Origin of the sequence: Parabacteroides sp. AF39-10AC, from assembly GCF_003635405.1 — a bacterium.
In the GTDB taxonomy this organism is placed as follows: domain Bacteria; phylum Bacteroidota; class Bacteroidia; order Bacteroidales; family Tannerellaceae; genus Parabacteroides; species Parabacteroides distasonis.
On the sequence record NZ_QTLP01000039.1, the window covers coordinates 1 to 24,455 of the forward strand.

Genomic DNA, 24,455 nt, shown 5'->3' on the forward strand with positions numbered 1-24,455 from the left:
ACCACAAAGATAAGTCAAAGAACGCCTTAATCAATTATTCAATATAAACTCTAATTATCATATAAAAATAAAATAATTTAGCTTTATGGAAACAATGGTTCGTAGAATTGGACTTGTTGCACACGATGCAATGAAAAAAGACATGATAGAGTGGGTTCTCTGGAACTCGGAACGTCTGATAGGACATAAATTCTATTGTACGGGTACAACCGGTACACTAATTAAAAAAGCCCTTGAAGAAAAACATCCTGAAATCAAATGGGATATCACAATCCTGAAATCTGGTCCTTTAGGAGGTGACCAGCAAATTGGTTCGCGGATCGTAGAAGGAGAAATAGACTATCTGTTCTTTTTTACAGATCCGATGACACTACAGCCGCACGATACGGATGTGAAAGCATTGACCAGACTGGCTGGAGTTGAAAATATTGTTTTCTGCTGTAACCGTTCGACTGCGGACCACATTATTACGAGTCCCTTATTCACTGACCCAACTTACGAACGTATTCACCCGGATTATACCAATTACACGCAGCGTTTTGAAAACAAGGGAATCATATCTGAAGCAGTGGAGCAAGTGAAAAAGCGGAGGAATAAAAGTGAGAATAACATTTCCAAATGAACTGTAATAAGTAGTAGCATATTTATAAGGCTATCTAAGAAACAAGTTGTTTACATCTTTCAGAACTGGTATCTACTGAATGGTAATCTGCTTCCACCAACCCTTCTGGTTGGTGGAAAGAAACCACTTATAAAATATTTCGCTTCCTTTATGCATCCCAGTCGAAAAAGGACAAGGGCATTGCGGGTGTACATCACTCCTTTCACCTTCTTGTTTAGTCCTTCCAGCAAAGTCTTGCTACCAGTTTTTTCTGGAACTACCTTGTGAAAAATTATGCGAAAATCGCCTTTCTGTGCCCGGATTCATCCGCAGGATCCCATGCCAAAGGGACATGGAACATGCCGGTAGCTTATCCCCCACGACTCCGGAGCATCAGGGGGTAGGGACGGTTTGGCGGCAGGTTGCCGTTAAACCGCTTGGTTTTCGTTTAACGAAAAGACAACTTGCTGTCCGCAGGGGCGGACCACGTTTCTCCAATAATTATTGTGTATCAGCCCATTATATGGCTGTTCTCTTGTGATTTGCGGGGCATTTCCATCGGGGATTTGTCGGCCTTTCTCCCCATAAAAGGGTGGATATCTCTCCATAACCATGCGGCTTACGCCCATAATTCGGGAATAAAGAGGCACATATACGGGAAATCAGCCCTTTCCATACCCAATTCTCCATTAATGGATTGCTACTTCTACACTTCTGCAAATGGAGAACGGGCGGTGAGCCGTATATGCCTCGTGTCTTTCCTTCGTTATCTCCATTGACGGATTGTTACTTCTACACTTCTGCAAATGGAGAACGGACGGTAAGCCGTATATGCCTCGTGTCTTTCCTTCGTTATCTCCATTGACGGATTGTTACTTCTACACTTCTGCAAATGGAGAACGGACGGTGAGCCGTATATGCCTCGTGTCCTTCCTTCGTTATCTCCATTGACGGATTGTTACTTCTACACTTCTGCAAGTGGAGAACGGGCGGTGAGCCGTACATACCTCGTGTCCTTCCTTCGTTGTTTCCATTGACGGATTGTTACTTCTACACTTCTGTAAATGGAGAGCCTCCCCACCTTCCCCTTTTACACACCCCATGACAATAACAGACTTTCCATGACTATAAGTGACAGGCGGTTCCGTCCTGTCCTCTTCTTCCTTTATTTTGTATTCCGAAACAATACCGGTTGTGTAATTTAATAATTTAAGATTTTAAGAAAATGGATTCAAAAAAGGAAAAGGACCGGCTTTCCGATATAATTCTCGGGAGGGTCGGGCTTATGGGGAACTTCCTGTCAGATCCCGTCTCCACATCTCCGGAACCTCCAGTGGATACGCCGGACCGTGAAAGGCGGTCCCGAGCGGCAGAAATGACATCCCCGGAAGAATACAAGAGGAGGTTCCCGCTCCCAAGTCCGCGGAGTGGAAGACCGTGTACATTGACGGGAGGCTGCACCGCCGTATCGCCATGCTGGTCAGGGCCTCCGGTTGCGGCAGCATCTCGGGTTTCATCATCCGGCTGCTGGGCTTCATATGGAGGAGCACAGGGAGGATATCGCCGGGCTGCTCGGTGAGGTCTACCGGCCCTGGGATGACGAGGATGGGACAGACCTACGCCGACCTTCTGCAATATCGGCCGATATTCGAGGAACGTCGTTGGGGTGAATACAAAGTAGTCAATACCGCCGAGTTTTCCAACGGTTACAAATCCATTACCAAGCAACTGAAAATCAAATCCGATAAGAGTATCAGCTATCAGTTACACCGCCATCGCAATGAAGTCTGGACGTTTATCGACGGCGAAGGAGTACTGGTACTCGATGATATCAGGTCGGTTGTTAGCAGAGGCGATACGGTTACGATCAAGAAAGGTGTTAAACATGTAATCATAGCTGAATTATACAAGATAATAAAAGGATACATAATCATGTGTCCTTTTATTATTTTAGAGATAGTGTAAAGTCGTATATAATTACCTTTGCTTTTTGGAACTTATAAATTTCAAAATATTTTAATTGGACAAATTTTCTATGTAATATGGTACTCTATCTTTTCATATTTAGAATATTAGATTTACTAAATACCATATTGGTGATATGCCGTTGTTCCGTGTTATGCCTTATTACATGTTTTTTCAATTATACGGCACTTTATCTATTGCCTCTTGCCATAATAGTAGATTGGGGAATTTTTCAATTTTCCATTCAATCTGTATTCAAAAACCAACTATTGGATTTGAATAAGGCGGTAGAAGAGTTCAAAGAACAGGGTATCGATTTGGAAATAATTGAAGATGACATTATTAAAGAAATCGACACAGAAATGCGAAAATACCAATTATTCCAGTGGGGCAACAGGCAAGGAGATAAGCGAACAATTGTTATCCGGGCAAACAAATTGTTCGGACAATTCAAAAGTTTTGCGTTTTATAATGCATCTTCTTTCATATTCGTTCCCAAGACATTTTATCCGCAATCCATGAAAGACAGAATCTTGTTGGCACATGAATTTGCACATTGTGTATCCCATGATTTGATGCTGGCATTCAAGAGGCAATTTTATTGTTCGGCTATTATTCTGCCTCTATTTGTTTTGGTATCGGACATTCCTGCCTGGATGAAAATTTCCGCGATTCTACTCGCTTCCGTATTGGCATTACTACAGTTCTGGCCTATAGCATATAATGAAATTATTGCCAATAATCATGCGCTAGAAGTGGTGAATACGCTATACGGAGCGAAGTCTATGTCCGAATCGGCGAAATATCTTTTGAAAGTACGAACTGAAACATTACGTAAAAACATTAAGGATAAAAGATACGGGTTGGCATACGCAATAGAAGAATTACAAATCGAACATTTACAAAGAAGCGTATCTGAAAATGCCTTGATACAACAGAGTTCACCAATGAACGTATGGTTGTCAATCATCCACTATAGCTTGTTCGCGTTAGCGGGATATGCTTGCTACTCTTTCGTAAAAGAGATGAATGTATCATGGTATATGCTGATTATGGCTCTAATCGCTTTTATATTGATTTATGTTTTATCTAAAATTAATGTAACGAAAATATGGATAATAAAGAATTTAATTTACGAAAAGATTGGGATTCAATAGAAACTGTAGCAAGTGATATTTGGCCGGAAGAATGGTCTCAACTCAATCCATTGGAGATAAAGGCTCTTGAAGAAATCATCGAAAAAAAGAAATCACTGAACACGGAAATTGTGGACGTACCTGGTGGTATGGGCTGCGATTTTTCCGTGGACCTGGAGAATGTATATTACCTGCTTGCCATTCTATGGTATCTGAAAAATCTGACGGGAATAACAAATGAGGACATAAGACGAAAAATGGAATCATTTATTAAAGCCTCTGATAAAAGAATGAAGTTGGTTTACAAGACAGTTATCGAACCTCAATTAGATAACCTAATATCCATATTGAAAAAGAAATGATAATCTATAGCATTGATTATTATGGACAAGACCAAGATTGTACTCAATGTGGAAGGCATTCGGAATGAATTTGCCGGTGGAATGTTCAAAAACCACTTATTCATATGGTAAGCAAGTATATATACCGGACTATAAATCTCGCGAAAGGAGCTTCGTTTCCGGATTCTAAATAGTAGAAACAGCATTACGCAAAAATTGACGGGTTGGAAAAACTTATCATAGATACTGGTAATGAATCTGTCCATTGATTTTTTTCATGAAAAAGACCGTCCTTGAATACACAACCAATACCTATCAGGAAGATATCCCCAAACAGTTCCTTCAAGAGGCCAAAATACGTCTGAATTCTTTTTTCTCAGAACAGGAATGTGTACAGAAGAAAGGGATTCAATTTATATTCAAATATGCATTCTACTCAGTAGAGAATCCCCGGAAGGTCACGAAACAACATCTAATAAAAGAATATGCAAGGTTACCTTTGGAAAAAAGAAGTGTGCAACCGGAACAAATACCTGATATGAAACAATACAATGATATAATACTATATGGCGATAACAACTCTCCCGAAACACAGAAACTGCTAGCAGAATACCTCCAACGGCATGATTCATTAAAAGTCCAGTTATCTTTTTTTGACAAGAAAAATGACTCAACCTACAAAGATGAACAAACCATCGCATACGCAGAACTGCAAAAGGCATTATTCTTTTGCAAAAGAAAGAAAATACCACTTCTATTCGTTTCCATAAAAGACATGATAAACGATATCCGTTTTTTCAATTTACTAGAGGAGAGCCATATCGATTTCAGATGTATTGATTTCCCGTGGTTCTACAAGGAGAATCTGCCTCTGATAAAGGCGGTTGTGCTATATGAAAAGTTGGAAATAAGAATAAATGTATAAGATATCAAGCTTACAGATTGGCCTTCAATGTTGCAGCATTGAGATTTATGAGAAACAATTCTAAATATATTTCTGTTTGGCGAAATCTTATTCTAAAAGGAACTCTAAATAAAAGAATCCACCTTCAGATATCTTTCTTCACTTATCCTCAAAGTATATAATCCAAACATAAATATCAGACCTATTTTCCCTATAACTGAGTAATAAAAAGATTATTCCCCAACACCGTAAACAAAGAAATAACAGAAGCACTTTAAAAGGGTGTATCTAACTCACTTTTTAAGGATAATATCCCTGTTACAGTTATCTGTAGCAGGTGATCCTTTCAAATTGGGCATTAGATGCACCCTTTTCCTTATTCCAACAAATGCGCCTCTTGTAACCTCACCAATTCCCAATACATCTTCAAAAACACCTCCAGATACACCTTCAGACTCGGGAAATAGACGATAGACTTCCGGCAAAAGAAAGGCACGTGAATGGCCGTTCATTCGGAACCTCCATTTCCGGATAGCGTTTCTTTGTCCATCCAAAATAATCTCTATCGGGACAGAACAATAAACAAAAGCATAAATATCAGGCAAAATTGTCCCGATAAAAGAATTAGAACATGACTATTGAAGATGAAATCCTCCAATACCTGCACTATCATCCTCTATCAAACAGGGTTGAGATAACGCTTGGGATAACCAATCCTCCCAGTGGCAGGATTGTAAAAAGACTACTGGCCGATGCCGTAACCAAAGGAACGATAGAAGTACTCTAACAATAGTAGTGCCACTATATTATAAGCAGCACTGCAATTGTTCCTTACCCCAGCAAATGCACCTCCTGTAACCTCACCAATCCCAAATACATCTTCAAGAACACCTCCTGATACACCTTCAGATCCGGGAAATAGACGAAAGACTTCCGGGAAAAAGAGAGACATGTGAATGGCCGTTCATTTGGAACCTCCATTTCCGGATAGCGTTTCTTCGCCTGGTCAACCGCCATCTTGTTCAGTGAAGCCACGAAGTTGGCCTGGCGTATCGGATTCCATTTCGGAGTTTCAAGAATTACCATCCCATCTTTTCTCTCCGGGATAACCATGTATTCATTCTGTGTGTTACGGGCATAATAACACACGAAAGACAAGGCTTCATAGACATTATCCCCCACATGAATGCCGATAACCTGTTCTTCAACCGGTGTACCGGCAAAGCATTCCGCAATCTGCTTCATGGCATACCCATGCAACAAGGCAGCATCAGAAGCCAACAGATAAGCCGGTGCGGTACGCTCTCCTCCCTTATCGATGGCAGCAAAGAGAGAAGGACTCCAACAGAGATGGATGAGCTTTCCTTTTTCTTTCTCACGAAGGGAAGCGACACATAACCGATTGTCAAAGACCAAACGGGCTTCTTTCGTTTCCGGATGAAACTGGAACACGTTCCGTACCTTATCAGGTTTGTGTATATCCATCATCAGATAGCCTTGCCACCCGGACACATGTTTTGTCTTCAAAGTTGTTTCGCTTTCCTCTACATCAAAGAGATATGACAAGAGCTTTTCCCGCTTGCAACATACGGAAAGAGAAAACTCATCCTGTTCTTTCATCTGCTGCATATCCAATGAAAGGACAAAAGCCAATTGCCAAGGAGTAAGCTCGGAAAAGCCATGTAATTCGATACAAGACAACGCATCTTTCTCCGGTGAGTAAACGACATATCCCCGGCCACCTATCTCATATCTCAACATGAAATCCCCCTGTTCAGTGGGATGATAATTTTGTAAAACGGTCTGATAATTCATAAAGCAAATGTATTAAGTTAGTATTCATCATAATGAGAAATCGGGACCACTCTTGCGTTTCCGTTTCTTTTTGGACGGTATGAGATCATCCTCTTGCGACTTCTTCCCGCTGCCGGTAATGTCAAGCTCCGGAATGGCCATAACTCCCCCACCCTGCATATAGAAAGCCTCACGATCCACCCGCTCACGGAACTCCCCTACCCTATCAATATGCGGTGAGAAACCGATAGCCACACCATCGAAATGCCTCTGGATATTCCGATAAGTAAGCTGGCGAGAAAGTTCCGCACCCTTGAAGATATGAGGATCTTCCACGTTTTCCATATAGAAAGAAATCCCATATGCGCCTTTGCCGTTTACATGCTCCGTCACCCGAATCGATTCTTCCGCCAAGTTCTTCTTGAAATCCTCATATCCGGAAGAAGAGTTCAAAGCCTTAAACACGTGGTCATAGAGATAATGCTTCTGTTCATCGGCACTCATGCCATGGCCATCAAAACGGATATTACCGAAGCGATATTTCTGAGGAAGCGAAACGTCCTTCAGATAAAATCCAGAATCCTTAATGCCATAGACATAATAGGATTTGTCATTCTTGGTGACAAGGCGCATATATCCCCCTTCTTGTTCCAGGTTTCTTCGGAAATCGGATGTACTTTCAGAAAAAGAATAAATACGGTCAAGCAGCTGTAACAGTTCGTCCTTGAACAAGGGTTTGAAAAAGCCTCCTTTTTCCAGCAATGCGAAAAGGTTGTCATAGCTTTCATCACCCAACAGGACACGCCATTCTTCATTGGCCAGTTTTATTTCTTGCAAGGGTTTATCCAAAGACCAGTATGTATCGGATTGTTCCAGGACAGCCGATACCTTATCCTTATAATTATAACTACGCATGGCTTTTTTCAAGGCCGCATCAAAATAATAGTTACGGTATTGCGACTCTCCCAATGTGGTTCTCTTGACACCTTCCTTTTCTAAAGGCAATAACCCATACTTCTGCTCCAGTTCCCTTGAGATCTTTTCGGAACGGCTGTAATTATTCCCGGAAGGAATGCTTTTGCCTTCTTCATCAATCGTGGTCAGCAGCACATGCACATGGCTGTGTGCCTTGTCAGTATTCAGGACAACGGCATAACAGGACTTTCCGTACCCCATCCTCTCGATATATTCCCCGGCAAGAGAAAGCCACTGTTCATCGGAAAGGCTTTCTCCCGGATAGAGGCTCAGAATAAATTCCGCATAAGGTAGTTTCACCCGGTCATTCAACTGGGAGATAAGTTTCATGTAGGCTGGCATGGCGGCCAGTTCGTCACCGGTGGAGGTGCAAAGCACTTTTCCGTTTCCTTCCTTGACCTTGGAAAGCTGGTATTCGATTTTCCGGCTCATGGACAGGTGGGATGAGAAAGAAGGCTGTATCTCGGCTATCATAACAATTTCCGGTTAATGGTTTCTACATCCGAAAGGTATTGGTTAATCCGATCCAATGAATACAATATATTTTCATCGGACGGAAGCGTATTGATATGTTTGGCAAGCTGGTTGATATTGGCTCCTATTTTACGAAGTTCATATATCATTTGCACATCGGTTTTCGATATGCTTCTGCCTTTCAAGGCAGACTCTCTGATAAAGGAAGAAAGGGATTTTCCCTCTTCCTTTGAACGTTGAAGAAGCTGTTCTTTCTCGGCTTCCGTCAAGCGGATCTTTATACTTATATCTCGATTTTCTTTCATATATACAGAGTATGTGAGTGTAACGAACATTGGTCGGCAGCTCGGCTGTCGCAAGGTTTTTTGTACCCACAAAAACATACCTTGCATTAGCAAAGATATACAATAATACTCAGCTGTGAAACAAAACCAGACAAAAGTCTTGATTTCTTAATCCAGATTAACCGCGCACTTTGTTACAAAGTAACTGCGCACATTGTAACAGGCAAACGAAAAGCTATTAGTTACAAAAGACATAGTTACTAATCACATTATTACAAAGTATGAACATACATACTTAATTATAATATTAAGTACATACATAATTATATACATATTTATATACGTAATTACTTATATAAGTAAATAAATATATAATAAATTAATTATAAAAGTATGCAATTATTTAATTTATTATTTATATATTTGCGCACATACTTAAAAACGTACATTATGGGACAAATATTACCAGGAGTAGTCGTAGCTTTTGAGAATCCCAAGGGCGGAGTAGGAAAGTCCACATTGACAGCTTTGTTTGCAGGTTATATTCATTCGCAGTCAAACGAAGAGGGTGGCTTATCCATTGCCGTTGTGGATATCGACGACATGCAGAACACTATCGGAAAATTACGTGAGGACGAAGCCGAGGACGGAATCATGAAAAAGGAAGAAGAATATGAGGTTATCAATATCTCTTCCTCAGAGTTCATCAACCAACTGGATTTCCTTCAGGACAATTACGACATTATACTTGTCGATTTTCCGGGTAACCTGAAACAAAACGGTGTAGTTGAAACGCTGCACTTCGTTGACGTGATCATCATTCCCTTCGAGCCGAACCAGACCGATCTAAGACCTACATTGGTCTTTTACAATAACATCTATGAGGGAATCATTGAAAGCCGTCGAAAGATTGGCAAAAAGACTACCGTGCGTGGTGTTATGAACCGTGTTCTTCCGAATGTGCTAGAGTTCAAGGATATTCTGAGGAATAAAAAATCCCTGCCTTTCGAGTTGATGCAAAACTACATCAAGGATTCAAGGGTTGACTATCAACGCAATTTAAGCACGCTGAATAAAGCGTACCATCATCCTTGTGATGCGTTCTGTGAAGAGGTATTGGAATTAATCTGTAACCATATAGGAGAATAAAGCTATGGCAACCAACAAAGAAAGGACATCATCAGCCGCCATGAGAAAACTTTTGCTGCAAAGCGCCAGTAAGAAAGAGCAGGAAATCCAGCAGATCGGAAGTGTTGCGGCAAGCACCATTCCCCAACCAACGATTGAACAGCCCATTCATGAAGAGGTGAAAGAATCGGCTCCGGTCACAGAAACCGTCCAAGAACCTCAGCCGGAACAAATGGAAAAGCCGGAATCCAAACCTTCCGTGCAGTCTTCCCCAAAAACAGAAGAAAGCAAAGTCAGCGGAAAAAAATTCTCGGAATATCTGGAAGAGCGAAAATTAAAGAATACCGAAGTAATCCGGATATCCAGCGAAACCCACAGAAAGCTGAAGCAGATTGCTATGGCCACGGGATTAGGAATGCACAATATCGCCAACAACATTCTTGAAGACGTATTGACCAGCCATAACAAGGAGATTCAAGCGATACTGAAGAAGTATATGAGCATCTGATTCTACTTTCGGAAAAATATATATACGCCTGTTCGACAGCATTTGTCGGGCAGGCGTTATTTTTGCACGCTGTTTTAGTGAAGGTCGGCATTGAACCGGGACACTTTTACACAACTGTGGAAAAATCCCTTTGCCTATTATCCCGGACAATATGTTAAAGAATTCAAACTTCTACTTGTTTCCACCTCAAAATTTTTTCCGAAAGTAAGAATACAGTAGCAAAATCATTTCTTTGTTTTATTTAGGTTTTTAGGAATTTAAGTATTTGTGGGACACTTTTACACAACTAATAAGGGAGGTTTTCCGTATAATCAACTATATTATTGCATGTTAGCGCTTGATGGCATCTTTTCGCAACCAGGACACTTCTGCACAACTAACCGACTATTCGGGACACTTCTGCACAACTGAACAGGAAAGTCGGGACACTTTTACACAACTAGAATCTGCATTCAGGACACTTTTACACAACTAAATCAGGAATCCGGGACACTTCTGCACAACTAAACCGGTCATTCGGGACACTTTTACACAACTGGGGGATCGGAAACAGCCGTAGTCGGGACACTTTTACACAACTAAATCGAGAAACAACACGAAAAAAACGCTTTGGCATCTTCATTTGTAGGGAGTTATATTCACTATCTTCCGTGGGAAAAACGTATCTTTGCATCCGTAAACAACAAGTGTCCGCCTATGAAGGAAAGCAATACGCAAAAAGAGTTGAGCAGAGTCCCCAGGACTCTCAGCGAGTCTTCCAACACGAAAGTATTGGAAGCTCTATTTGATGCAGGCGGCACTGTCATGTCTGACATTATCATTTACGTGGCATCTTCACAAATGAAAGACCTGTTCGGTGACTGCTGGTTCTCCATCAACGATTTTTGTGAGGTCATGGGGTATGAGCGAACCAAGCTGCAACGGAAACTGACCGAGAAGCAGCTTGATTTCCTGTTCAGCAACCAACGTCCGGTATATATCACCGAACAGAACGGGCAAAAGATAGAGCATCCGATAGAGAACACCTTTGAAGCGGCGTTATACCGTTTAGGGACATCCAACCTCAGTGTAGCATACGCCATGAACGGCAAGACGCAATATAAGTTCATTCAAATACTGGATCGCTTTGAGATAAAGGATGACTTCAGCACGAAAAAGCGCACCAAGCGGAATTACAACGTGCATCTGAGCAAAGATCTGATGAATACTTTGCTTACCGAATACAATCTGCTGGAACTGAAAGACTACCGTAACCTGCCCAACCGCAAAGGCTACCGCAAGTTTTATCTGAACCTGGCGAAAATGATTTACCTGATCAAGTATAAGATTGACCAAGGACAAGCACCTTATTTCACCGTTACGGTTGACCAACTTGCCAAGGAATTTGATGTAACGGTAAAGGACAACCATGACCGGAAGAAGAAGGTGACCAGCATCTTAAACGGTATCAACAAAAAGCTGGAAAGAACCAAATTCCAATACCAGTACATCAAAGGAAAAGGGGAGAAGTGGCCCTACACTGTACAGTTTTTCTTTGACCAGGAAACATTGGAATATTTCGATGAAAAGATAAAGGCGATATTGACCTCACAATATTACGATGCGCTCAAATCATCCTTCTTGTTAAACAAGAAAGGCATTCCCGTGAGCAGACATTATCAATATAAGGATTTCTTTAAATTGGGAACCGGCGAATATTATCATGAATTTACCGCATGGCTTTATTCTGAAGAGGACAAGGAGATTAAGGAGAACATCTACCGGGATATCTATATAAAGGTAGTAGGCATTCGTCCAGAAGACCTTGCCGTCAACTTAAATCCCTAAAAGTTGGAACAAAAATCATAAAATAGTATCTTTGCAGCGGATTGTCAGGAAATTGGCAGTCTGCTTTTTACATACGTCCGTCTGTCTAACAAAAGAGTGGCATCTATCGTTAAGGAATTAACAACAACAGGCGCATGCCTGTACCAGTATGAAACTGGTACGGGGCGTGCCTTTGTTGTTGGAACGCCACGTCCATGTTAGAGGGTACGTTTCCGTACCCTTATATAAACATAAAACAAATTCAATGGTTCAAACAATTGCCACCCTGATAGATGAGACGCTCATGGTAATGGACGCCCATCTCCACGTGCGGATGACAGACGAAGAAAAGGCGTATCTTGATGCTCATTTCGAGCTTATCCATATCAAGAAGGGAGAACACCTCGTCACTAGGGGCGAGGAAGTATGCTACCTCTATTATCTGGAATCCGGCATCGTCCGGTTATGGTTTCCGGACAAAGAGAATAGAGAGATTTCAGCACGGTTTATCCAAGCCAAAGAGTTCATCAATTTTTTCCTTTCACATGAAGAACACCATGCCCACTACAATATCAAGGCATTGGAGCCATGCAAGATCTGGAGATTGCCCAAAAAAGACCTTCATCAGCTATATGAGTTATCCATCAACTTCAACAAGCTGGCCAGAATACATTTGGTAAGATCCATCAACCGCAAAATAATAAGGGAAGAGGAGTTTTACACACTGGATGCCAAAGCGCGTTACAAAGCGCTTTTGGCCAATGAAAAATGGCTGTTACGTTCAATACCCTTAAAAGACATAGCAAGTTATATCGGCATCACGCCACAAGCATTGAGCAACATCCGAAAGCGCATATAAACCAAACCCTATAAGCCGGGCAGGACAGTTTTACACAACTAATCCTATCCGGCTTTTTTCTGTAGAATTATTCCACACCTGCCGGTTTACGGCACATGTATTTTTTAATGCACATTAAATAAACACGAAAGGCCCTTTAAAAGCCCTTCATAAAATTTGCTCTCCCGTATATAATCTATATGTTTGGAGCGAAAACAACGCGATAAGCACCTTGATTCGGTTCTGCCGACAGGAATCCGCGTAAATTGGAAACACCGTATGAGACAAATAGAAAAATATATAACATTAATAACCTAAAGAGTAATTCCCATGGAACACATCAGACTGACTGCTATCAGCCTTAGCCTGCTGTTATGCACCGTAAGCGCTTTTGCGCAACGCCATTATGAGAACATCCCGGCACTTGAATTGAACTACGGCACTAACCTGTTCGGCAATGCAGGCAACTATTACAACCTGTCCTTTTCCAGATACATCTACCGGACAAGCTATTGGAAAGCCGGGCTTAGCTATTTTGAGAAGCCTTACGAATACACACCCAACCTACCACAAGTCTCTACCTTGAACCCGGAAGAAACGATTCCCGAAACGATACATGATAAGGGTAAGGACTTTTATGTGGACGGCGGTTATTACAGAACCCTGGCCAGCAATCTGAAATCCGTTTACTGGGGCATCGCCCTGGGAGGATTCATCGGTACAGAATACGTCCGCCACCCCGATAAGGAATACAACTTCATCATCGGCCCGAAACTGGAAACGGAACTGGAAGTATTCATCCTGCCCCGAACGGCATTGCTTGCCCGCATACAACAACATTGGAATCCACTATCCATTGAGAAGTGGAACACTGTCTGGAACGTAGGAATAAAGATACTGCTCTACTAACCGACAAATCATATCACCATGCTTATTATCATATTGTTAGCCGATACAAATGTATCCGGCCTAATCTCCTTATACCGTGAAATAGGCGCCATGCTGATAGGGGTAGGCTTTCTATGTGCCGGACTAGCGGTACTTAAAAAGCTGATAAGCAACCACGAGCGCACCAAAGAGGCCATCATCACCTATATCACGGCATTGGTCACTTGGCTCATTATCTGGCAACTCTTATGAACGTAGTGGATTTGATACTGGTTGCCATACTCGCCTGTGTCACGCTTCACTTTTACTTCCGGAAAAAGAAGAAAGCCCTTTCTTCCGGAAAGGAGAAAGAGAAGCCGATAAGGGGGGCGGTGCGCAAGGAAGGGCAGGAGAGAGCCTATCCGGTCATCTGCGTGGTATTTCAGCCTGAGCTGGAAGAAGAGGAACTGGCCGCCGAGATAGCCGATATGTATCTGCATGGAAGAGCCTACTACTACTCAGGCAAACCCCTGCCGGAACAGCCGAAAGAAGAGCCCATATCCATCAAGTATAAGGATGTGCAATGGGAGAGACTGAAAACGATTCATGTTTAATTAAAAAATAGGAACAAAATGAAAGCAATCGAAAATGTAAAAGAAAAAGCGAACCAAGTCATTAACCGCTACGGAAAGGTTATCTTCACCTTTCTCATATTCTTCACGCTGTTGGGAACGGCACAAGTGGCGGAGGCACAAAGCGGCCTGAAGATCAACAGCCTATCCGAAGTGACAGACAAAGCCAAAGAGGGTGCGGACACCATTCTGGACGTAGCCAAATACATTTTGGCGGCGGTACTCGGCATCGCCCTGGTCTTTGTCATCTATTCGCTTGCCACGAACAATCCCCATGCCAAGGAATACCTGCTCGGCTGGATCATCGCCGTGGTAGTCATCATGGTGGCCTTCCTGATTATCTAAAAACGAAGAGCCATGAGAACCATGCGTAAAATCAACAAGCCGATCAAGTTCTTCGGTCTGTCATCGGGACAGTTCGCCATCTTCATGCTGCTGACGGCCATCATCATCATCGTGAGCATATTCAAGCAGCTGCACCCGATACTCATCATCGGAATCATTTCCGCCATTCTGTTTCTATCCGGTCTGCTGTTCCAAACCTTGAAAAAGAAACACAAGGCCGGTAACCCGGACTACCTGACCGGCCTCCGGATCAAGAACGCCACCCCCCGGCAGATAACGGACAAACGGCAGATTTTCAAATTCATCCTAAAACAGCAACCATGATAGGAATCATCATACTCATATCACTGCTAATCTGTGCGCTGTGCCTGCTGATTGCTCTGCTGTATATCCGGCAGACAGAGATAGAGGTGAAGGACAAATCCGTGGATCTGGAAAGTGTCTTGCCTATCCAGACCATCACGGAGAACGCCGTCATCAACGGGAACGGTGACATCACCGTCGGCTACCGGCTGCTTCTGCCCGAAGTGTTCACCTTGTCGGAAAGCGAGGCGCAATACATCCATGAGCGGTTGGAGGCTCTTTTGAAGATGCTTCCGGCAGGCACGGTCATCCATCAGCAGAATTTCTACTATACGGGGCGATACCATCATGCAGAATACTCTTCTAATGCCCTGATAGCGGAGAACAACCGTCATTTCAACGGCAAGGAGATACTGAACAGCTACACCAACCTGTATGTGACGTTCACGAACGGCAACCGAAACGGTAAGATACGCAAAAGCGCATCGGGCACCTCGCTGATGCGAAAGCTGCACTACCCGTTCAAGCAACCTTATAAGGAATATCAGCAACGGCTGACAGAAATGGAAGCCTTTCTGATGAACTTTGAGAACGGCTTGTCATCCATCCAGCAGTTTGAGATACGCAAGATGGATGATACGGAACTGAACAACGCCATCTACGACTACGTCAACCTCTCTTACGAGACACCGGAAAACGATGCCACGCAGAAGAGCGTCAACCCTATGGCCGTCAGTGAAAGCGGAAGCATGAAAGTAGGGCAACAGCACGTTTCCATCCTTTCGCTGACCAATGAAGGCGAGCATCTTCAAGAACTGGCCGTGCCGCACACCGGCAAGTCGAAGGCATACGGGGGAAACATAGAGATACCGGACAGCATACGGAGCAAATGCTCGATGCTGTACCCCGTAGGACTTGGCCTGCCGTTCAACCACATCGTAAACATCGTGATAGAGATAACCGATCCCGATGCCACCGTAACGGCCATCGGTGCGGAGAAAGACGCGCTGAACTACATCACCAACTTTTATCCGCCCGCAGCGGAGAAGCAACGCGAGCAGGCAGCTTTCTGCGATGAGATTACCCAGTTCGACTACCAGACCGCCTATACCGCCTTCAATGTCGTACTGAACGATACAGACCGTACCTCGCTCATGCGGAAAACCGCACTGGTACAGCAAGGCTTCAGTTTTATGAACCAAAGTTCGTGCTATGTGGAGAACGCCGAGCTGTGCAACCTGTTCTTCTGCAACATACCCGGCAATGCCAGGGCCAATTACCGGGGCCTCGTCAACACGACCAAGCAGGCCATCTGTTATCTGCAAAAAGAGGGGATGTACCTTTCGGACGAGAAAGGACATATCTACCATGACCGTTTCGGTACTCCCGCCAAGATAAACCTCTGGGATTATCCGGCGCTGAACAACAAGAACCGCATCGTTATCGGCCCGTCCGGTTCCGGTAAATCTTTCTGGCTGAACAATTACATCCTGCAAAGCTATGAACTGGGCCGGGATGTGATGATCATCGACATCGGCGGCTCTTACCGCTCGATGATAGCCTTGAACCGGGGCAAATACTTCGACTCTACCGAGCAGAAGAAATTTGCGTTCAACCCCTTCTTGTGTGACCGTGACAAGAACGGCAAATACCTATACATCGACACCACGGATGCCGAGTCCGCCGATGACCAGATAAAGACCATCGTCGCCATTATCAGCTACATTTGGAAGGTACGTGAACCCATGCTGCCTGCCGAGAACGCCATTCTCAGGAAATCCGTCATCGGATTTTACGACTATGTGAACAACTCTTCAATAGGAGAGAAGCATGAGCGTATCTTCCCGACGCTGATAACTTACCGGGCTTATCTGAAGGAAGTGTTCAGCAAACGGATGACCGAGTTTGAGAAACAGAAATTCGAGATAGAGGAGCTGTTGCTTTTGCTGGAACCCTATACGGACGGAGAGCTGTCATTCCTGCTGAACGCCACCGAGAACGTGGATATCGTGTATGACCGGCTGATAGCCTTCGATATGGAAGATGCCTCTAAGAAAGAGTACTTTCCACTCGTTGCCATCATCACCCTGCAAATGATCGTGGATAAAATCAAGAAACGCCAGGGATTTGCCAAAGAACTGATCATCGACGAAGCGCTCGACTTCCTGCAAGACGAGAAATTCGGAGACTTCATCGCCTACCTGTACCGTACCTTCCGTAAAAAGGAGGGAAGCATCACGCTGGCCGCACAGAACATCCTGTTTTTGAAAAACATGCCGTCCAGTATCAAGGACTCCATCATCATCAACTGCGCAACCAAGATTATCCTCGACCATTCGGAACACCGGCAGAACCTGCCGGAAGTGAAAGCCGTGCTTTCCATCACGGACGAAGAGGCCTATATGATCGAGTCGTTGCAACGCACGGAACGCTGGAGAGAGTTTTTCATCAAGATGTCGAACGATGCCTTCATCTTCCGCAACGAGGTGTCCGACTTCGCCGCCGTAGCCTTCGATTCGCGCCAAGCGACGGTAGTACGGCTGAAGCAGTTGTTCAACGAAAGCGGCTCGACCTATACGGCCATCAACCGCTATCTGGAGGAAAGGAGGAAAAAGTATGGATGACGCCACCCAAGGGCTGACCGCCCTTCTAAGCTGGTCAACCGACTTCAACGGCAGCGCATACAATCTTGCCGGAAGCATTGCCGCCGCACTTTTAGGCGTTGCGCTCATTTTCGTGGTATGGGCACTGGCCATGAAAAAAGAGAACGCCAAAAGCTATCTGATAGCCTGGCTGGTATGTGTCATATTCACCCTATTATTCATCATCAACAAATAACCGTCATGAAAAGAATCATTCTCATACTCGGACTTTCCGTCTCGATGGGGCTAATGGGAACCGGCAGCGTTCATGCCCAGTTTGTCGTGCATGATCCCGTACACACCCTGCTGAACTCAACGGAATGGATCACCAATGTCAAGAAATGGGTCGCACAAATCAATGAAATGATAGATGCCCAGGAACTGAGGCTTGGCCTGCAAAAAATCGACCAGCTGAAGGAACTCAAGTCACTGAAAGAACTGGCCGATTTACTTGACGATGTAGCCTGCCTAAGCAGTGACTACAGTTTTTACCTGAATGTAGGTTCAAATTACCACTGTTTGAAATTTCTTAATTTTCAGCGTGTAACCGTCAACCTGAGCCTGAGTACCGATTTGCTGTTCAAGGTAGCCACCGTGACCAGTTACTTCTCGATGAACTCGGAAGGACGCATGTCATTCATCGAGCAAGTGAAGGAATCGGTAGAGAAGGCAGCTGAAGAAATGCGAGAGTTTAACGAATCCGTGCGTTCCACGGTCATTTACAAATCCATGAAAGGGCATAACCGGAAGACCTACTATCAGGGACGGCTGGCCGCTTTCACACGACACACCAATTAGAGCGTTATGAATCAAGACAATTTTCTCTGGGGACTCCAGATCACGGACGGCCTGACAATGGAACTCGTTTCGCAAATGACGGTCATCGCCTTCGGTGTTGGTGTCATATGTTTTATCTGTAACCTGGCATACAACTATCTCTATCACGGAGCCAGCCAGCTGTTAAGCCCGAATGAGGACAAATTTCCCGACATGATGGAAATCACCCGTTGCCTGGTACTGTTCTTCTGCCTGAGTATGTACACCCCCATCGCCCAAACCATCGTAGGCACGATGGAAGTAATTAACGAAGCCACCTCGCTGACCTCCGAGCGTGCGCAGGAATTTGCCCAGTTCATGGCACAATCAGCCACCGAACAAGGAGAGATGATTGCCGAATACGACAAACACAGCCTCCAGTCGGAGGTAGCAGCCGGAGAAGACAACACCGGCGCCATGCAGCACGAACTGGATAAAAAGATGGAAGAGGACGAAATGACCGGTGTACGCTCCAGCGTGGAGAAGATTGTGCAGCTGCTCAATCCCGCCAACCTCGCCACCCTTGTACTTCATGGCATTTCCGCCCTACTGGTAGGAATCATACAAGTAGTCATCTTAGGTATCGGCGTGGTCATTGTCAAGCTACTGGTCATTCTCGGCCCGTTCGTATTTGCCGTGAGCATGCTGCCGGTCTTTCAGAAACAGTTGAGTATCTGGTTCGGTACGCTCTGCTCCGCCTGTATGGTATTCACCGTCATCAATATCCTGAACCAAATCATGTGGCAGACCTTCAAGGCCATCTATACGGAAAGTGCCGACATGGTGGACGCAGCTACGCAGCAGATACAATATTTAGGAATGGATCTCGCCCTGATCGGTGCTTATTGCAGCTGTTTCTGGCTATCCTCCAAAATCGTAGGACACAACGATGCCGGGAAAATCATTTCGAAAACCGTGTCAATCGTCACCACGGCGGCCACCATCGCCCTGATGGGAGGCGCAGCGGCAGGCGGCAAGCTGACCAACGTAGGCGGTGCCGCCTCTATCGGGGCAAGTTTCATAAACGACAACAATAAAAAATAGAACTATGAATCTGATGAAATTCAAAGGAGCAGATGATGCGGTCAAGCTGACTATCCGGCTTTCAGCCGGGTACTGCATCATCCTGACTATCGCTTTTGCCTGCAGTATCATCTTCCTTATCAACAAAATAGAAAAAGCATACGGCCAGGCTCTCGTCATCGACAGGCAGGGAGAAGTCTATGAGGCAAGCAGCCTGTCTGCCAGCGATATGCGGCAATACGAATACATGAACCATGTAAAGACCTTCGTAACCCACTGGTATGCCTTTGACGAGAGCAGCTACGAGAAGAACATTTCGCTTGCGCTCAACCTCATAGGCAACAAGGGGAAGGAGCTGTTGAATGAGTACAACGATGTGAATATGCTGAACTCACTCATACAAAAGAATATCCGTTACGGGGTACGCATCAAGGATGTAAAGATTAACACCCAAACGATACCCGTTTCCGGAAAGATAATCTTCACGCAGACCGGGTACCGGGCACGGGGAAGCATCTCACGTAATATCGAAGCGGAGTTCACCATCTATGATATGCTGTCCCGCAGCGAGGAAAATGCGCACGGAGCCAAGATAGAAGATTGGATTGTCCGCTATTCCGAACCCGTGGAAAGCAACGGCGCCAACACATCGCAGGCAGCTTCTCCGGGCAAGAATGAAAACCAGTCAGAAACCTCTAAACCAACCGACCATGGAACCGAATAAACTTATCAAAGACAAGAACAAGCTGTTGATGGCCATCCCGGTAATCCTGGGCATCCTCTTCCTTTATGTATTCTTCATCCGTGAGGACGGGAACGTGCCGTCAGGGAGTGACAGACAGGCCGCCTCGCAAGCCTTTCTGGAACCACAGTCGGAAATGGCCGACAAGGTGAACGACAAGATGGAAGCCTATAAGCAGGACAAACTGGAAGAGCAGGAGAAGGCACGCATCCTGAAAGAGTCTCAGGTCAAAGGATCTGATTTTTACTTCGAGCTGCAAAACCAGCAGGAACGGTATGACCGTGCCACACTGGAGCGCATCCGCCGTATGCAGAACGATCCGTACAGCGAAGTCATGGCAGAATACGGAGGTGGCCGGAACGGACGCTTCTCTCATCAGCTGGAAAGCCAACTGGACGGACTGGAGGACGAGCAGGCACTCAACGAGATTATCCGGGAAGCCAAGAAGAACTCACGCATCCGCAAGGAACTGGAAGAATCCGACAAATACCGCAAGCGCATGTATGAACGGATTGTCAATTATGACCAAGAGGGAAAAACGGAGAAAGCCGCTGCCAACCCTTCCGGCCATCCATCCGCCGACAGCCTGATGCAAAAAGGCCCGATCTACCGTGCCGAAAACGGTAAGCGGGTACGCCGCCAACCGACCTCCACACCGGGAAACAGCAACCTCTTCAGGGCTTGCATCCACGGCGACCAGACCGTAGTCACGGGCAGTACGGTACGGATGCGGTTGCTTCAGGACGTAACCCTATCCGGCATGAAGATACCGGCCAACACGCTGTTTTACGGTATCGCCACTTTGGGAGCCAACCGCCTCGATGTGGTAGTCAGCAACCTGAAGGTAGGAGACAACCTCAATCCCGTATCGGTGGTTGTCTTCGACAATGATGCCATGGAAGGTTTAAACCTGCCCAATAACCTGAAAGCCAGTGCAGCCAAGCGTATGGAACAAGGTCTTGTACAGAACATTGACATGCCGCTCTCTTCCATCGGCACGATGGCCAGCGAAGTGACCAGCGTAGTCAACGCCACCACCCAGGTAGCCAAGCAAATCTTGAACATGAGCCTCTCACAAGTGAAGGTACATCTCAAGTCCAACTACGAAATGTATATCCAGGAAGAGAGTCAGGAATCGAAGTTGCGCAGGCAAGCCGTGCAAGCGGAGTTACAGAAGCTCTATGAGCAAATGGAACAAGAGAAAACGAACAAGAAAAATCATCCCCTTCAAACATTGATAGACAAATTATGATAGATATTCTCAATTACCTGCTTGCGCTGTCAGCGGTCTTTTTCGGCTATCGGATCTACGTATCACGCCGGAACGGACGAGCCTTTAAAGAAATCCGTCCGCTGACCGTTTCTTTCGGCATTACCCTGCTTCTTCTATGGGGCATTACCGTATTCACCGCCTTTTTTTCAAGAACCGTTTAACATATCGACAACATGAAGAAATATATTTATCTACTGTTTTACTGCCTTGTGTGCAGCCTGCCGCTCTTCGCTCAGGGAAACGGCACTCCCCGGCAACAAGCCATCAGCCAAAAAGACATCTTTATCTCTTTCGACTGTGTGAAACACCTGGTATTCCCTGTGCAAGTATCTGATATCGCCATCGGCGAACAGGAGCTTGTCATGGCCAGCCGGGTAGAAGAGGCGCCCCATATCGTCAGGCTCTCGGCGCAAGCGGAAGGATTCACCGAAGAGACCAACCTGACCGTAGTCTGCATCGACGGAAGCGTTTACACCTATCACATCCGCTACCTTCCCGAAGGCGGCACGGATTCGCACCCGAACATTTACGAGGACAACGGGAAATGGCAGCACCATGACTATCAGGCAGAAGTCAGCGACCTCCATCTGGCCGAGTTCTTCTTTCCGGAGGACATCGCTTACGGAACGCCCGGCAACGAGGTGTCCTTCACTCTGGCCGCCTACAACAACCAGTTGAAAGTATCAACCGCCAAAGATGCCGTGGCATATTCCAACCTGTTTGTGGTGGATAAGGCCATGAACACTTACCACATCACCATCAAACGGGGCAATACCTCCGTATTCACCTACAATTTCGATGACCAGCGCAAATATACCGCCCATGTGGATGTGAACAGCGAGGAAATGGAAAGATGCATCCAAGAGCTGCGCAACAAGAAGCGCAACATCTACAGCCTGGGGGTCATCGAGAACAAGTTTGAGTTGTCAATGGCCAATCTGTATGTGCATGAGGGCTTCATGTTTTTCATCTTTGACCTGAAAAACAAATCATACATCGACTACGACATCGAGTTTGTCAAATGTTTCCAGCGTGACCAGAAGAAGAGCAAGAACGCCATCCAGCAAGAAACGACCATCGAACCTATCTATCAGAAAGATTTTGACACGAAAATCAAGGGTAAGAGCCGGAACCGGCTGATACTTGGTTTCGACAAATTCACGATACCCGATGATAAGGTATTCGAGATCGAGATTTACGAGCGAAACGGCGGGCGGCACATCAAGCTGGCCGTGTTGAACGAATACATCCTTTCCGCAGAACCCTTATACAAGCCACAGCCATGAAACTGAGAGAAGCATTAGACACCTATATGTTCGACAACGTGGGACAGTTCGGCGGCATCGCCGAATCACTGGGCTATCAGACCGAATACCGGGACGGATATTTCCGGTTCCGCAAAGACGGGGAAGAGCTGAGCATGAGCGTAAGCGAAATCAGGGAAAAAGCCGGAGCAAAGTACGATGAAAGCCTTCGTGACCAATCAAAAGAACGTGTATCCGCCCTTTTTGACAAGGAACGTGCCAATGATCCTAAATATGTCGCCGAGCTGGAGAAGGAGGGCATCAGCATCAAGCGGTGGGAGAACCTGAAGGGACATGACAAAGACAGCTTTACCGTCATCGACCATCGCCTGAAGGTATGCTACACCGGACAGTCGCTCTATGAATACGCCTACAAGCAAGGGAACATCCTCGACGGGAAAGGCACCAAGCTGGAAAAGGGTGTCATGTCTGATTTGATGGAGATACACGGCAAACCGGGGAAGCTCCGTTTCAACGATGACGGAATCTCCGTATTCTACCGCAAAGAGGCGTTGGTTATCCCGGACAAGGTGCTGGGAAAGAAGTTGGGCAAGAAAGAGAAAGAACAGCTGCTTGCCGGTGACATCGTACCCATCACCGTAAATAAGAAGGACATCCTGCTGCAAGTTGACCGGGATCTGAACTCCGTCATCCTGCGCACCAACCAGGAAATCAAGATTCCCGACATCATCGGGCAGACCAGCGAATATGGCGGCTACAAGTTAACCAAAGCCGACAAATACCTGCTCGCCAACGGCCATGCACTGGAGAACAAGCTGCTGCACAGTCCGGAAGGCTACTTCATTGCCGACATCCAACTGACGGATGACAGGAAAGGAGTCATGATACAGAACATACAGAGTATCACTCCCGGCAAGGCACAAGAGCTGATCAAGGCCATGCCCCCCAAACTGGAAGCCCATGCGGCCAACATAGAGGCTGCAAAAGAGCAAAAACACGAAGAGGGGCGCAATATGGAAGCCGAGTTTAAGGAAGCGGTGGGCAAACATGACTTTGAAAAAATCGGGAAGCTCAAAGAGGAAGGATATAAACCCAGTGAAGAGTTTATCAAAGGAATCGGTAAGGAACACGGTCTGGATAAAAGGCAAACCCATGAAGTCATCCAGCTGTTCGGCACCAAGCCAGAAGAACAGGGCGAACATGAAAGGCAGGCCGCACGTCTGTTGGATGCCGCACAGACCGACAACTTTCATGTCATCCAAGAGATACAGAAAGAAGGGTACCGGCTCACCCAACAAGACCTTACCCGGATGCGTGAAACGGGTGTGCAAGCCAACACGCTGATAGCCGTACAAAAGATTTTCGGGATGGAAGGCAGCACAAAGACACTGGGAGATGTCAAACTGGCCAGCACACCCAAACCCGACAACAGCAAGGAAATGGCCCGTCCGATAGCCAGCACCATCAACCGGGCTTTCAATGACTTATAACCTAAAAAATCAGGAATTATGGATTACGATGAATTAGTACAGAAAAACATTGCAGGAGAAATCAGTGACTTAGAGTTTCTACTTGCACAGGAAGAGCTTGCACAAGCCTATCAAGAAGAGATGGCTGCCAAGCAGCAAGAGACAAACAACCAAACGGCCAGAGAATGGCTGCTTGATTACGAGAACAGAAATCTATACCAATAAATCATGGATACAGCAAGTGACAAAGCATTACAGCGTTTCGCCGAACTGATGATTTTATGTTGAGGTCAACATAAAATCATTAATGTTGCCCATTTGTTT

Annotated in this window: 28 protein-coding genes and 1 pseudogene; 26 read left to right on the forward strand and 3 right to left on the reverse strand. The window is 45.3% G+C overall.

The features are described 5' to 3' along the window. Positions 1-85 precede the first annotated feature (85 nt). From DW033_RS22465 to DW033_RS24790, 7 genes and pseudogenes are all read left to right on the forward strand, one after another. Complete coding sequence (locus tag DW033_RS22465; protein WP_009276914.1) at positions 86-622, forward strand: methylglyoxal synthase; 537 nt, start codon at positions 86-88, stop codon at positions 620-622. 1,204 nt (positions 623-1,826) lie between these two features. Beyond that, a pseudogene (locus tag DW033_RS25395) lies at positions 1,827-2,271 on the forward strand (DUF3408 domain-containing protein). Next, positions 2,207-2,566, forward strand: coding sequence for a cupin domain-containing protein (locus DW033_RS22480; RefSeq protein WP_010185964.1), 360 nt, complete (start codon positions 2,207-2,209; stop codon positions 2,564-2,566). Before DW033_RS25395 ends, DW033_RS22480 begins: the two are co-directional and overlap by 65 nt. Positions 2,567-2,841: 275 nt before the next feature. After that, the gene (locus DW033_RS22485) at positions 2,842-3,723 is read left to right on the forward strand and encodes a hypothetical protein (RefSeq protein ID WP_225982696.1); all 882 of its coding nucleotides are present in this window, start codon (positions 2,842-2,844) and stop codon (positions 3,721-3,723) included. Continuing rightward, positions 3,678-4,064 (forward strand): hypothetical protein, encoded by a 387-nt coding sequence (locus DW033_RS22490; protein ID WP_007844574.1) that lies wholly within the window; start codon positions 3,678-3,680, stop codon positions 4,062-4,064. Before DW033_RS22485 ends, DW033_RS22490 begins: the two co-directional genes overlap by 46 nt. A 256-nt stretch (positions 4,065-4,320) precedes the next feature. Then, positions 4,321-4,968 carry a hypothetical protein gene (locus DW033_RS22500; protein WP_007844576.1) on the forward strand — a complete coding sequence of 216 codons (648 nt, stop codon included), beginning with the start codon at positions 4,321-4,323 and terminating at the stop codon, positions 4,966-4,968. A 610-nt stretch (positions 4,969-5,578) separates the two neighbouring features. After that, positions 5,579-5,734, forward strand: a complete 156-nt coding sequence (locus DW033_RS24790) for a hypothetical protein (protein ID WP_009276905.1) — start codon at positions 5,579-5,581, stop codon at positions 5,732-5,734. A 44-nt stretch (positions 5,735-5,778) separates the two neighbouring features. Here the strand turns inward: DW033_RS24790 and DW033_RS22505 are convergent, their stop codons facing one another. From DW033_RS22505 to mobC, 3 genes are read right to left on the reverse strand one after another with little or no spacing between them, the layout of a single operon-like run. Continuing rightward, positions 5,779-6,762 carry a hypothetical protein gene (locus tag DW033_RS22505; RefSeq protein ID WP_008781160.1) on the reverse strand — a complete coding sequence of 328 codons (984 nt, stop codon included), beginning with the start codon at positions 6,760-6,762 and terminating at the stop codon, positions 5,779-5,781. A gap of 27 nt (positions 6,763-6,789) precedes the next feature. Then, complete coding sequence (locus DW033_RS22510) at positions 6,790-8,190, reverse strand: relaxase/mobilization nuclease domain-containing protein (protein ID WP_009276906.1); 1,401 nt, start codon at positions 8,188-8,190, stop codon at positions 6,790-6,792. After that, positions 8,187-8,525, reverse strand: a complete 339-nt coding sequence (gene mobC / locus DW033_RS22515) for a plasmid mobilization relaxosome protein MobC (protein ID WP_008770294.1) — start codon at positions 8,523-8,525, stop codon at positions 8,187-8,189. The genes DW033_RS22510 and mobC overlap by 4 nt, the downstream gene beginning before the upstream one ends. 399 nt (positions 8,526-8,924) lie before the next feature. Here mobC and DW033_RS22520 point away from each other — a divergent pair, with 399 nt between their 5' ends. The 19 genes from DW033_RS22520 (at position 8,925) to DW033_RS22610 (ending at position 24,356) form a co-directional block, all read left to right on the forward strand. Further along, complete coding sequence (locus tag DW033_RS22520; RefSeq protein ID WP_122383165.1) at positions 8,925-9,623, forward strand: ParA family protein; 699 nt, start codon at positions 8,925-8,927, stop codon at positions 9,621-9,623. A gap of 4 nt (positions 9,624-9,627) precedes the next feature. Next, positions 9,628-10,110, forward strand: a complete 483-nt coding sequence (locus DW033_RS22525; protein WP_009276859.1) for a DUF3408 domain-containing protein — start codon at positions 9,628-9,630, stop codon at positions 10,108-10,110. A gap of 696 nt (positions 10,111-10,806) precedes the next feature. After that, positions 10,807-11,937, forward strand: a complete 1,131-nt coding sequence (locus tag DW033_RS22530) for a hypothetical protein (protein ID WP_044545390.1) — start codon at positions 10,807-10,809, stop codon at positions 11,935-11,937. A 244-nt stretch (positions 11,938-12,181) separates the two neighbouring features. Next, positions 12,182-12,775, forward strand: coding sequence for a Crp/Fnr family transcriptional regulator (locus tag DW033_RS22535; protein WP_122383158.1), 594 nt, complete (start codon positions 12,182-12,184; stop codon positions 12,773-12,775). A gap of 309 nt (positions 12,776-13,084) precedes the next feature. Continuing rightward, complete coding sequence (locus DW033_RS22540; protein WP_122383159.1) at positions 13,085-13,663, forward strand: conjugal transfer protein TraO; 579 nt, start codon at positions 13,085-13,087, stop codon at positions 13,661-13,663. 18 nt (positions 13,664-13,681) lie between these two features. Beyond that, positions 13,682-13,894 (forward strand): hypothetical protein, encoded by a 213-nt coding sequence (locus tag DW033_RS22545; protein ID WP_005868879.1) that lies wholly within the window; start codon positions 13,682-13,684, stop codon positions 13,892-13,894. Beyond that, entirely contained in the window at positions 13,891-14,235 is a 345-nt protein-coding gene (locus DW033_RS22550; RefSeq protein WP_009276850.1) for a hypothetical protein, read from the forward strand. Before DW033_RS22545 ends, DW033_RS22550 begins: the two co-directional genes overlap by 4 nt. 18 nt (positions 14,236-14,253) lie before the next feature. Next, on the forward strand, positions 14,254-14,598 hold the full coding sequence (locus DW033_RS22555; protein WP_044545393.1) for a hypothetical protein: 345 nt from the start codon (positions 14,254-14,256) through the stop codon (positions 14,596-14,598). Between the two features lie 12 nt (positions 14,599-14,610). Continuing rightward, on the forward strand, positions 14,611-14,922 hold the full coding sequence (locus DW033_RS22560; RefSeq protein WP_122383160.1) for a hypothetical protein: 312 nt from the start codon (positions 14,611-14,613) through the stop codon (positions 14,920-14,922). Continuing rightward, positions 14,919-17,525: a TraG family conjugative transposon ATPase gene (locus DW033_RS22565; RefSeq protein ID WP_122383161.1), complete on the forward strand. Its 2,607-nt coding sequence runs from the start codon at positions 14,919-14,921 to the stop codon at positions 17,523-17,525. Before DW033_RS22560 ends, DW033_RS22565 begins: the two co-directional genes overlap by 4 nt. Further along, a complete protein-coding gene (locus tag DW033_RS22570; protein ID WP_009276846.1) occupies positions 17,518-17,739 on the forward strand; it encodes a hypothetical protein in 222 nt (73 codons plus the stop codon). The genes DW033_RS22565 and DW033_RS22570 overlap by 8 nt, the downstream gene beginning before the upstream one ends. 5 nt (positions 17,740-17,744) lie before the next feature. Continuing rightward, positions 17,745-18,341, forward strand: coding sequence for a hypothetical protein (locus DW033_RS22575; RefSeq protein WP_122383162.1), 597 nt, complete (start codon positions 17,745-17,747; stop codon positions 18,339-18,341). Positions 18,342-18,347: 6 nt separating this feature from the next. Further along, positions 18,348-19,403: a hypothetical protein gene (locus DW033_RS22580; protein WP_044547483.1), complete on the forward strand. Its 1,056-nt coding sequence runs from the start codon at positions 18,348-18,350 to the stop codon at positions 19,401-19,403. A 4-nt stretch (positions 19,404-19,407) separates the two neighbouring features. Further along, the gene (locus DW033_RS22585) at positions 19,408-20,106 is read left to right on the forward strand and encodes a hypothetical protein (protein ID WP_122383163.1); all 699 of its coding nucleotides are present in this window, start codon (positions 19,408-19,410) and stop codon (positions 20,104-20,106) included. After that, the gene (gene traM, locus DW033_RS22590; protein WP_008781148.1) at positions 20,093-21,376 is read left to right on the forward strand and encodes a conjugative transposon protein TraM; all 1,284 of its coding nucleotides are present in this window, start codon (positions 20,093-20,095) and stop codon (positions 21,374-21,376) included. The genes DW033_RS22585 and traM overlap by 14 nt, the downstream gene beginning before the upstream one ends. Then, positions 21,373-21,558: a hypothetical protein gene (locus tag DW033_RS22595; protein ID WP_007564699.1), complete on the forward strand. Its 186-nt coding sequence runs from the start codon at positions 21,373-21,375 to the stop codon at positions 21,556-21,558. Before traM ends, DW033_RS22595 begins: the two co-directional genes overlap by 4 nt. A 12-nt stretch (positions 21,559-21,570) precedes the next feature. Continuing rightward, entirely contained in the window at positions 21,571-22,683 is a 1,113-nt protein-coding gene (locus DW033_RS22600; RefSeq protein WP_008781147.1) for a DUF4138 domain-containing protein, read from the forward strand. Next, positions 22,680-24,152, forward strand: a complete 1,473-nt coding sequence (locus DW033_RS22605) for a DUF3945 domain-containing protein (RefSeq protein ID WP_122383164.1) — start codon at positions 22,680-22,682, stop codon at positions 24,150-24,152. Before DW033_RS22600 ends, DW033_RS22605 begins: the two co-directional genes overlap by 4 nt. Before the next feature lie 18 nt (positions 24,153-24,170). After that, positions 24,171-24,356, forward strand: coding sequence for a hypothetical protein (locus tag DW033_RS22610; RefSeq protein ID WP_005868897.1), 186 nt, complete (start codon positions 24,171-24,173; stop codon positions 24,354-24,356). Positions 24,357-24,455: the final 99 nt, after the last annotated feature.

Coding starts and splice junctions, on each gene's coding strand:
- DW033_RS22465 (WP_009276914.1), top strand. CDS start 86: ATGGAAACAATGGTTCGTAGAATTGGACTTGTTGCACACGATGCAATG.
- DW033_RS22480 (WP_010185964.1), top strand. CDS start 2,207: ATGGGACAGACCTACGCCGACCTTCTGCAATATCGGCCGATATTCGAG.
- DW033_RS22490 (WP_007844574.1), top strand. CDS start 3,678: ATGGATAATAAAGAATTTAATTTACGAAAAGATTGGGATTCAATAGAA.
- DW033_RS22500 (WP_007844576.1), top strand. CDS start 4,321: ATGAAAAAGACCGTCCTTGAATACACAACCAATACCTATCAGGAAGAT.
- DW033_RS24790 (WP_009276905.1), top strand. CDS start 5,579: ATGACTATTGAAGATGAAATCCTCCAATACCTGCACTATCATCCTCTA.
- DW033_RS22505 (WP_008781160.1), bottom strand. CDS start 6,762: ATGAATTATCAGACCGTTTTACAAAATTATCATCCCACTGAACAGGGG.
- DW033_RS22510 (WP_009276906.1), bottom strand. CDS start 8,190: ATGATAGCCGAGATACAGCCTTCTTTCTCATCCCACCTGTCCATGAGC.
- mobC (WP_008770294.1), bottom strand. CDS start 8,525: ATGTTCGTTACACTCACATACTCTGTATATATGAAAGAAAATCGAGAT.
- DW033_RS22520 (WP_122383165.1), top strand. CDS start 8,925: ATGGGACAAATATTACCAGGAGTAGTCGTAGCTTTTGAGAATCCCAAG.
- DW033_RS22525 (WP_009276859.1), top strand. CDS start 9,628: ATGGCAACCAACAAAGAAAGGACATCATCAGCCGCCATGAGAAAACTT.
- DW033_RS22530 (WP_044545390.1), top strand. CDS start 10,807: ATGAAGGAAAGCAATACGCAAAAAGAGTTGAGCAGAGTCCCCAGGACT.
- DW033_RS22535 (WP_122383158.1), top strand. CDS start 12,182: ATGGTTCAAACAATTGCCACCCTGATAGATGAGACGCTCATGGTAATG.
- DW033_RS22540 (WP_122383159.1), top strand. CDS start 13,085: ATGGAACACATCAGACTGACTGCTATCAGCCTTAGCCTGCTGTTATGC.
- DW033_RS22545 (WP_005868879.1), top strand. CDS start 13,682: ATGCTTATTATCATATTGTTAGCCGATACAAATGTATCCGGCCTAATC.
- DW033_RS22550 (WP_009276850.1), top strand. CDS start 13,891: ATGAACGTAGTGGATTTGATACTGGTTGCCATACTCGCCTGTGTCACG.
- DW033_RS22555 (WP_044545393.1), top strand. CDS start 14,254: ATGAAAGCAATCGAAAATGTAAAAGAAAAAGCGAACCAAGTCATTAAC.
- DW033_RS22560 (WP_122383160.1), top strand. CDS start 14,611: ATGAGAACCATGCGTAAAATCAACAAGCCGATCAAGTTCTTCGGTCTG.
- DW033_RS22565 (WP_122383161.1), top strand. CDS start 14,919: ATGATAGGAATCATCATACTCATATCACTGCTAATCTGTGCGCTGTGC.
- DW033_RS22570 (WP_009276846.1), top strand. CDS start 17,518: ATGGATGACGCCACCCAAGGGCTGACCGCCCTTCTAAGCTGGTCAACC.
- DW033_RS22575 (WP_122383162.1), top strand. CDS start 17,745: ATGAAAAGAATCATTCTCATACTCGGACTTTCCGTCTCGATGGGGCTA.
- DW033_RS22580 (WP_044547483.1), top strand. CDS start 18,348: ATGAATCAAGACAATTTTCTCTGGGGACTCCAGATCACGGACGGCCTG.
- DW033_RS22585 (WP_122383163.1), top strand. CDS start 19,408: ATGAATCTGATGAAATTCAAAGGAGCAGATGATGCGGTCAAGCTGACT.
- traM (WP_008781148.1), top strand. CDS start 20,093: ATGGAACCGAATAAACTTATCAAAGACAAGAACAAGCTGTTGATGGCC.
- DW033_RS22595 (WP_007564699.1), top strand. CDS start 21,373: ATGATAGATATTCTCAATTACCTGCTTGCGCTGTCAGCGGTCTTTTTC.
- DW033_RS22600 (WP_008781147.1), top strand. CDS start 21,571: ATGAAGAAATATATTTATCTACTGTTTTACTGCCTTGTGTGCAGCCTG.
- DW033_RS22605 (WP_122383164.1), top strand. CDS start 22,680: ATGAAACTGAGAGAAGCATTAGACACCTATATGTTCGACAACGTGGGA.
- DW033_RS22610 (WP_005868897.1), top strand. CDS start 24,171: ATGGATTACGATGAATTAGTACAGAAAAACATTGCAGGAGAAATCAGT.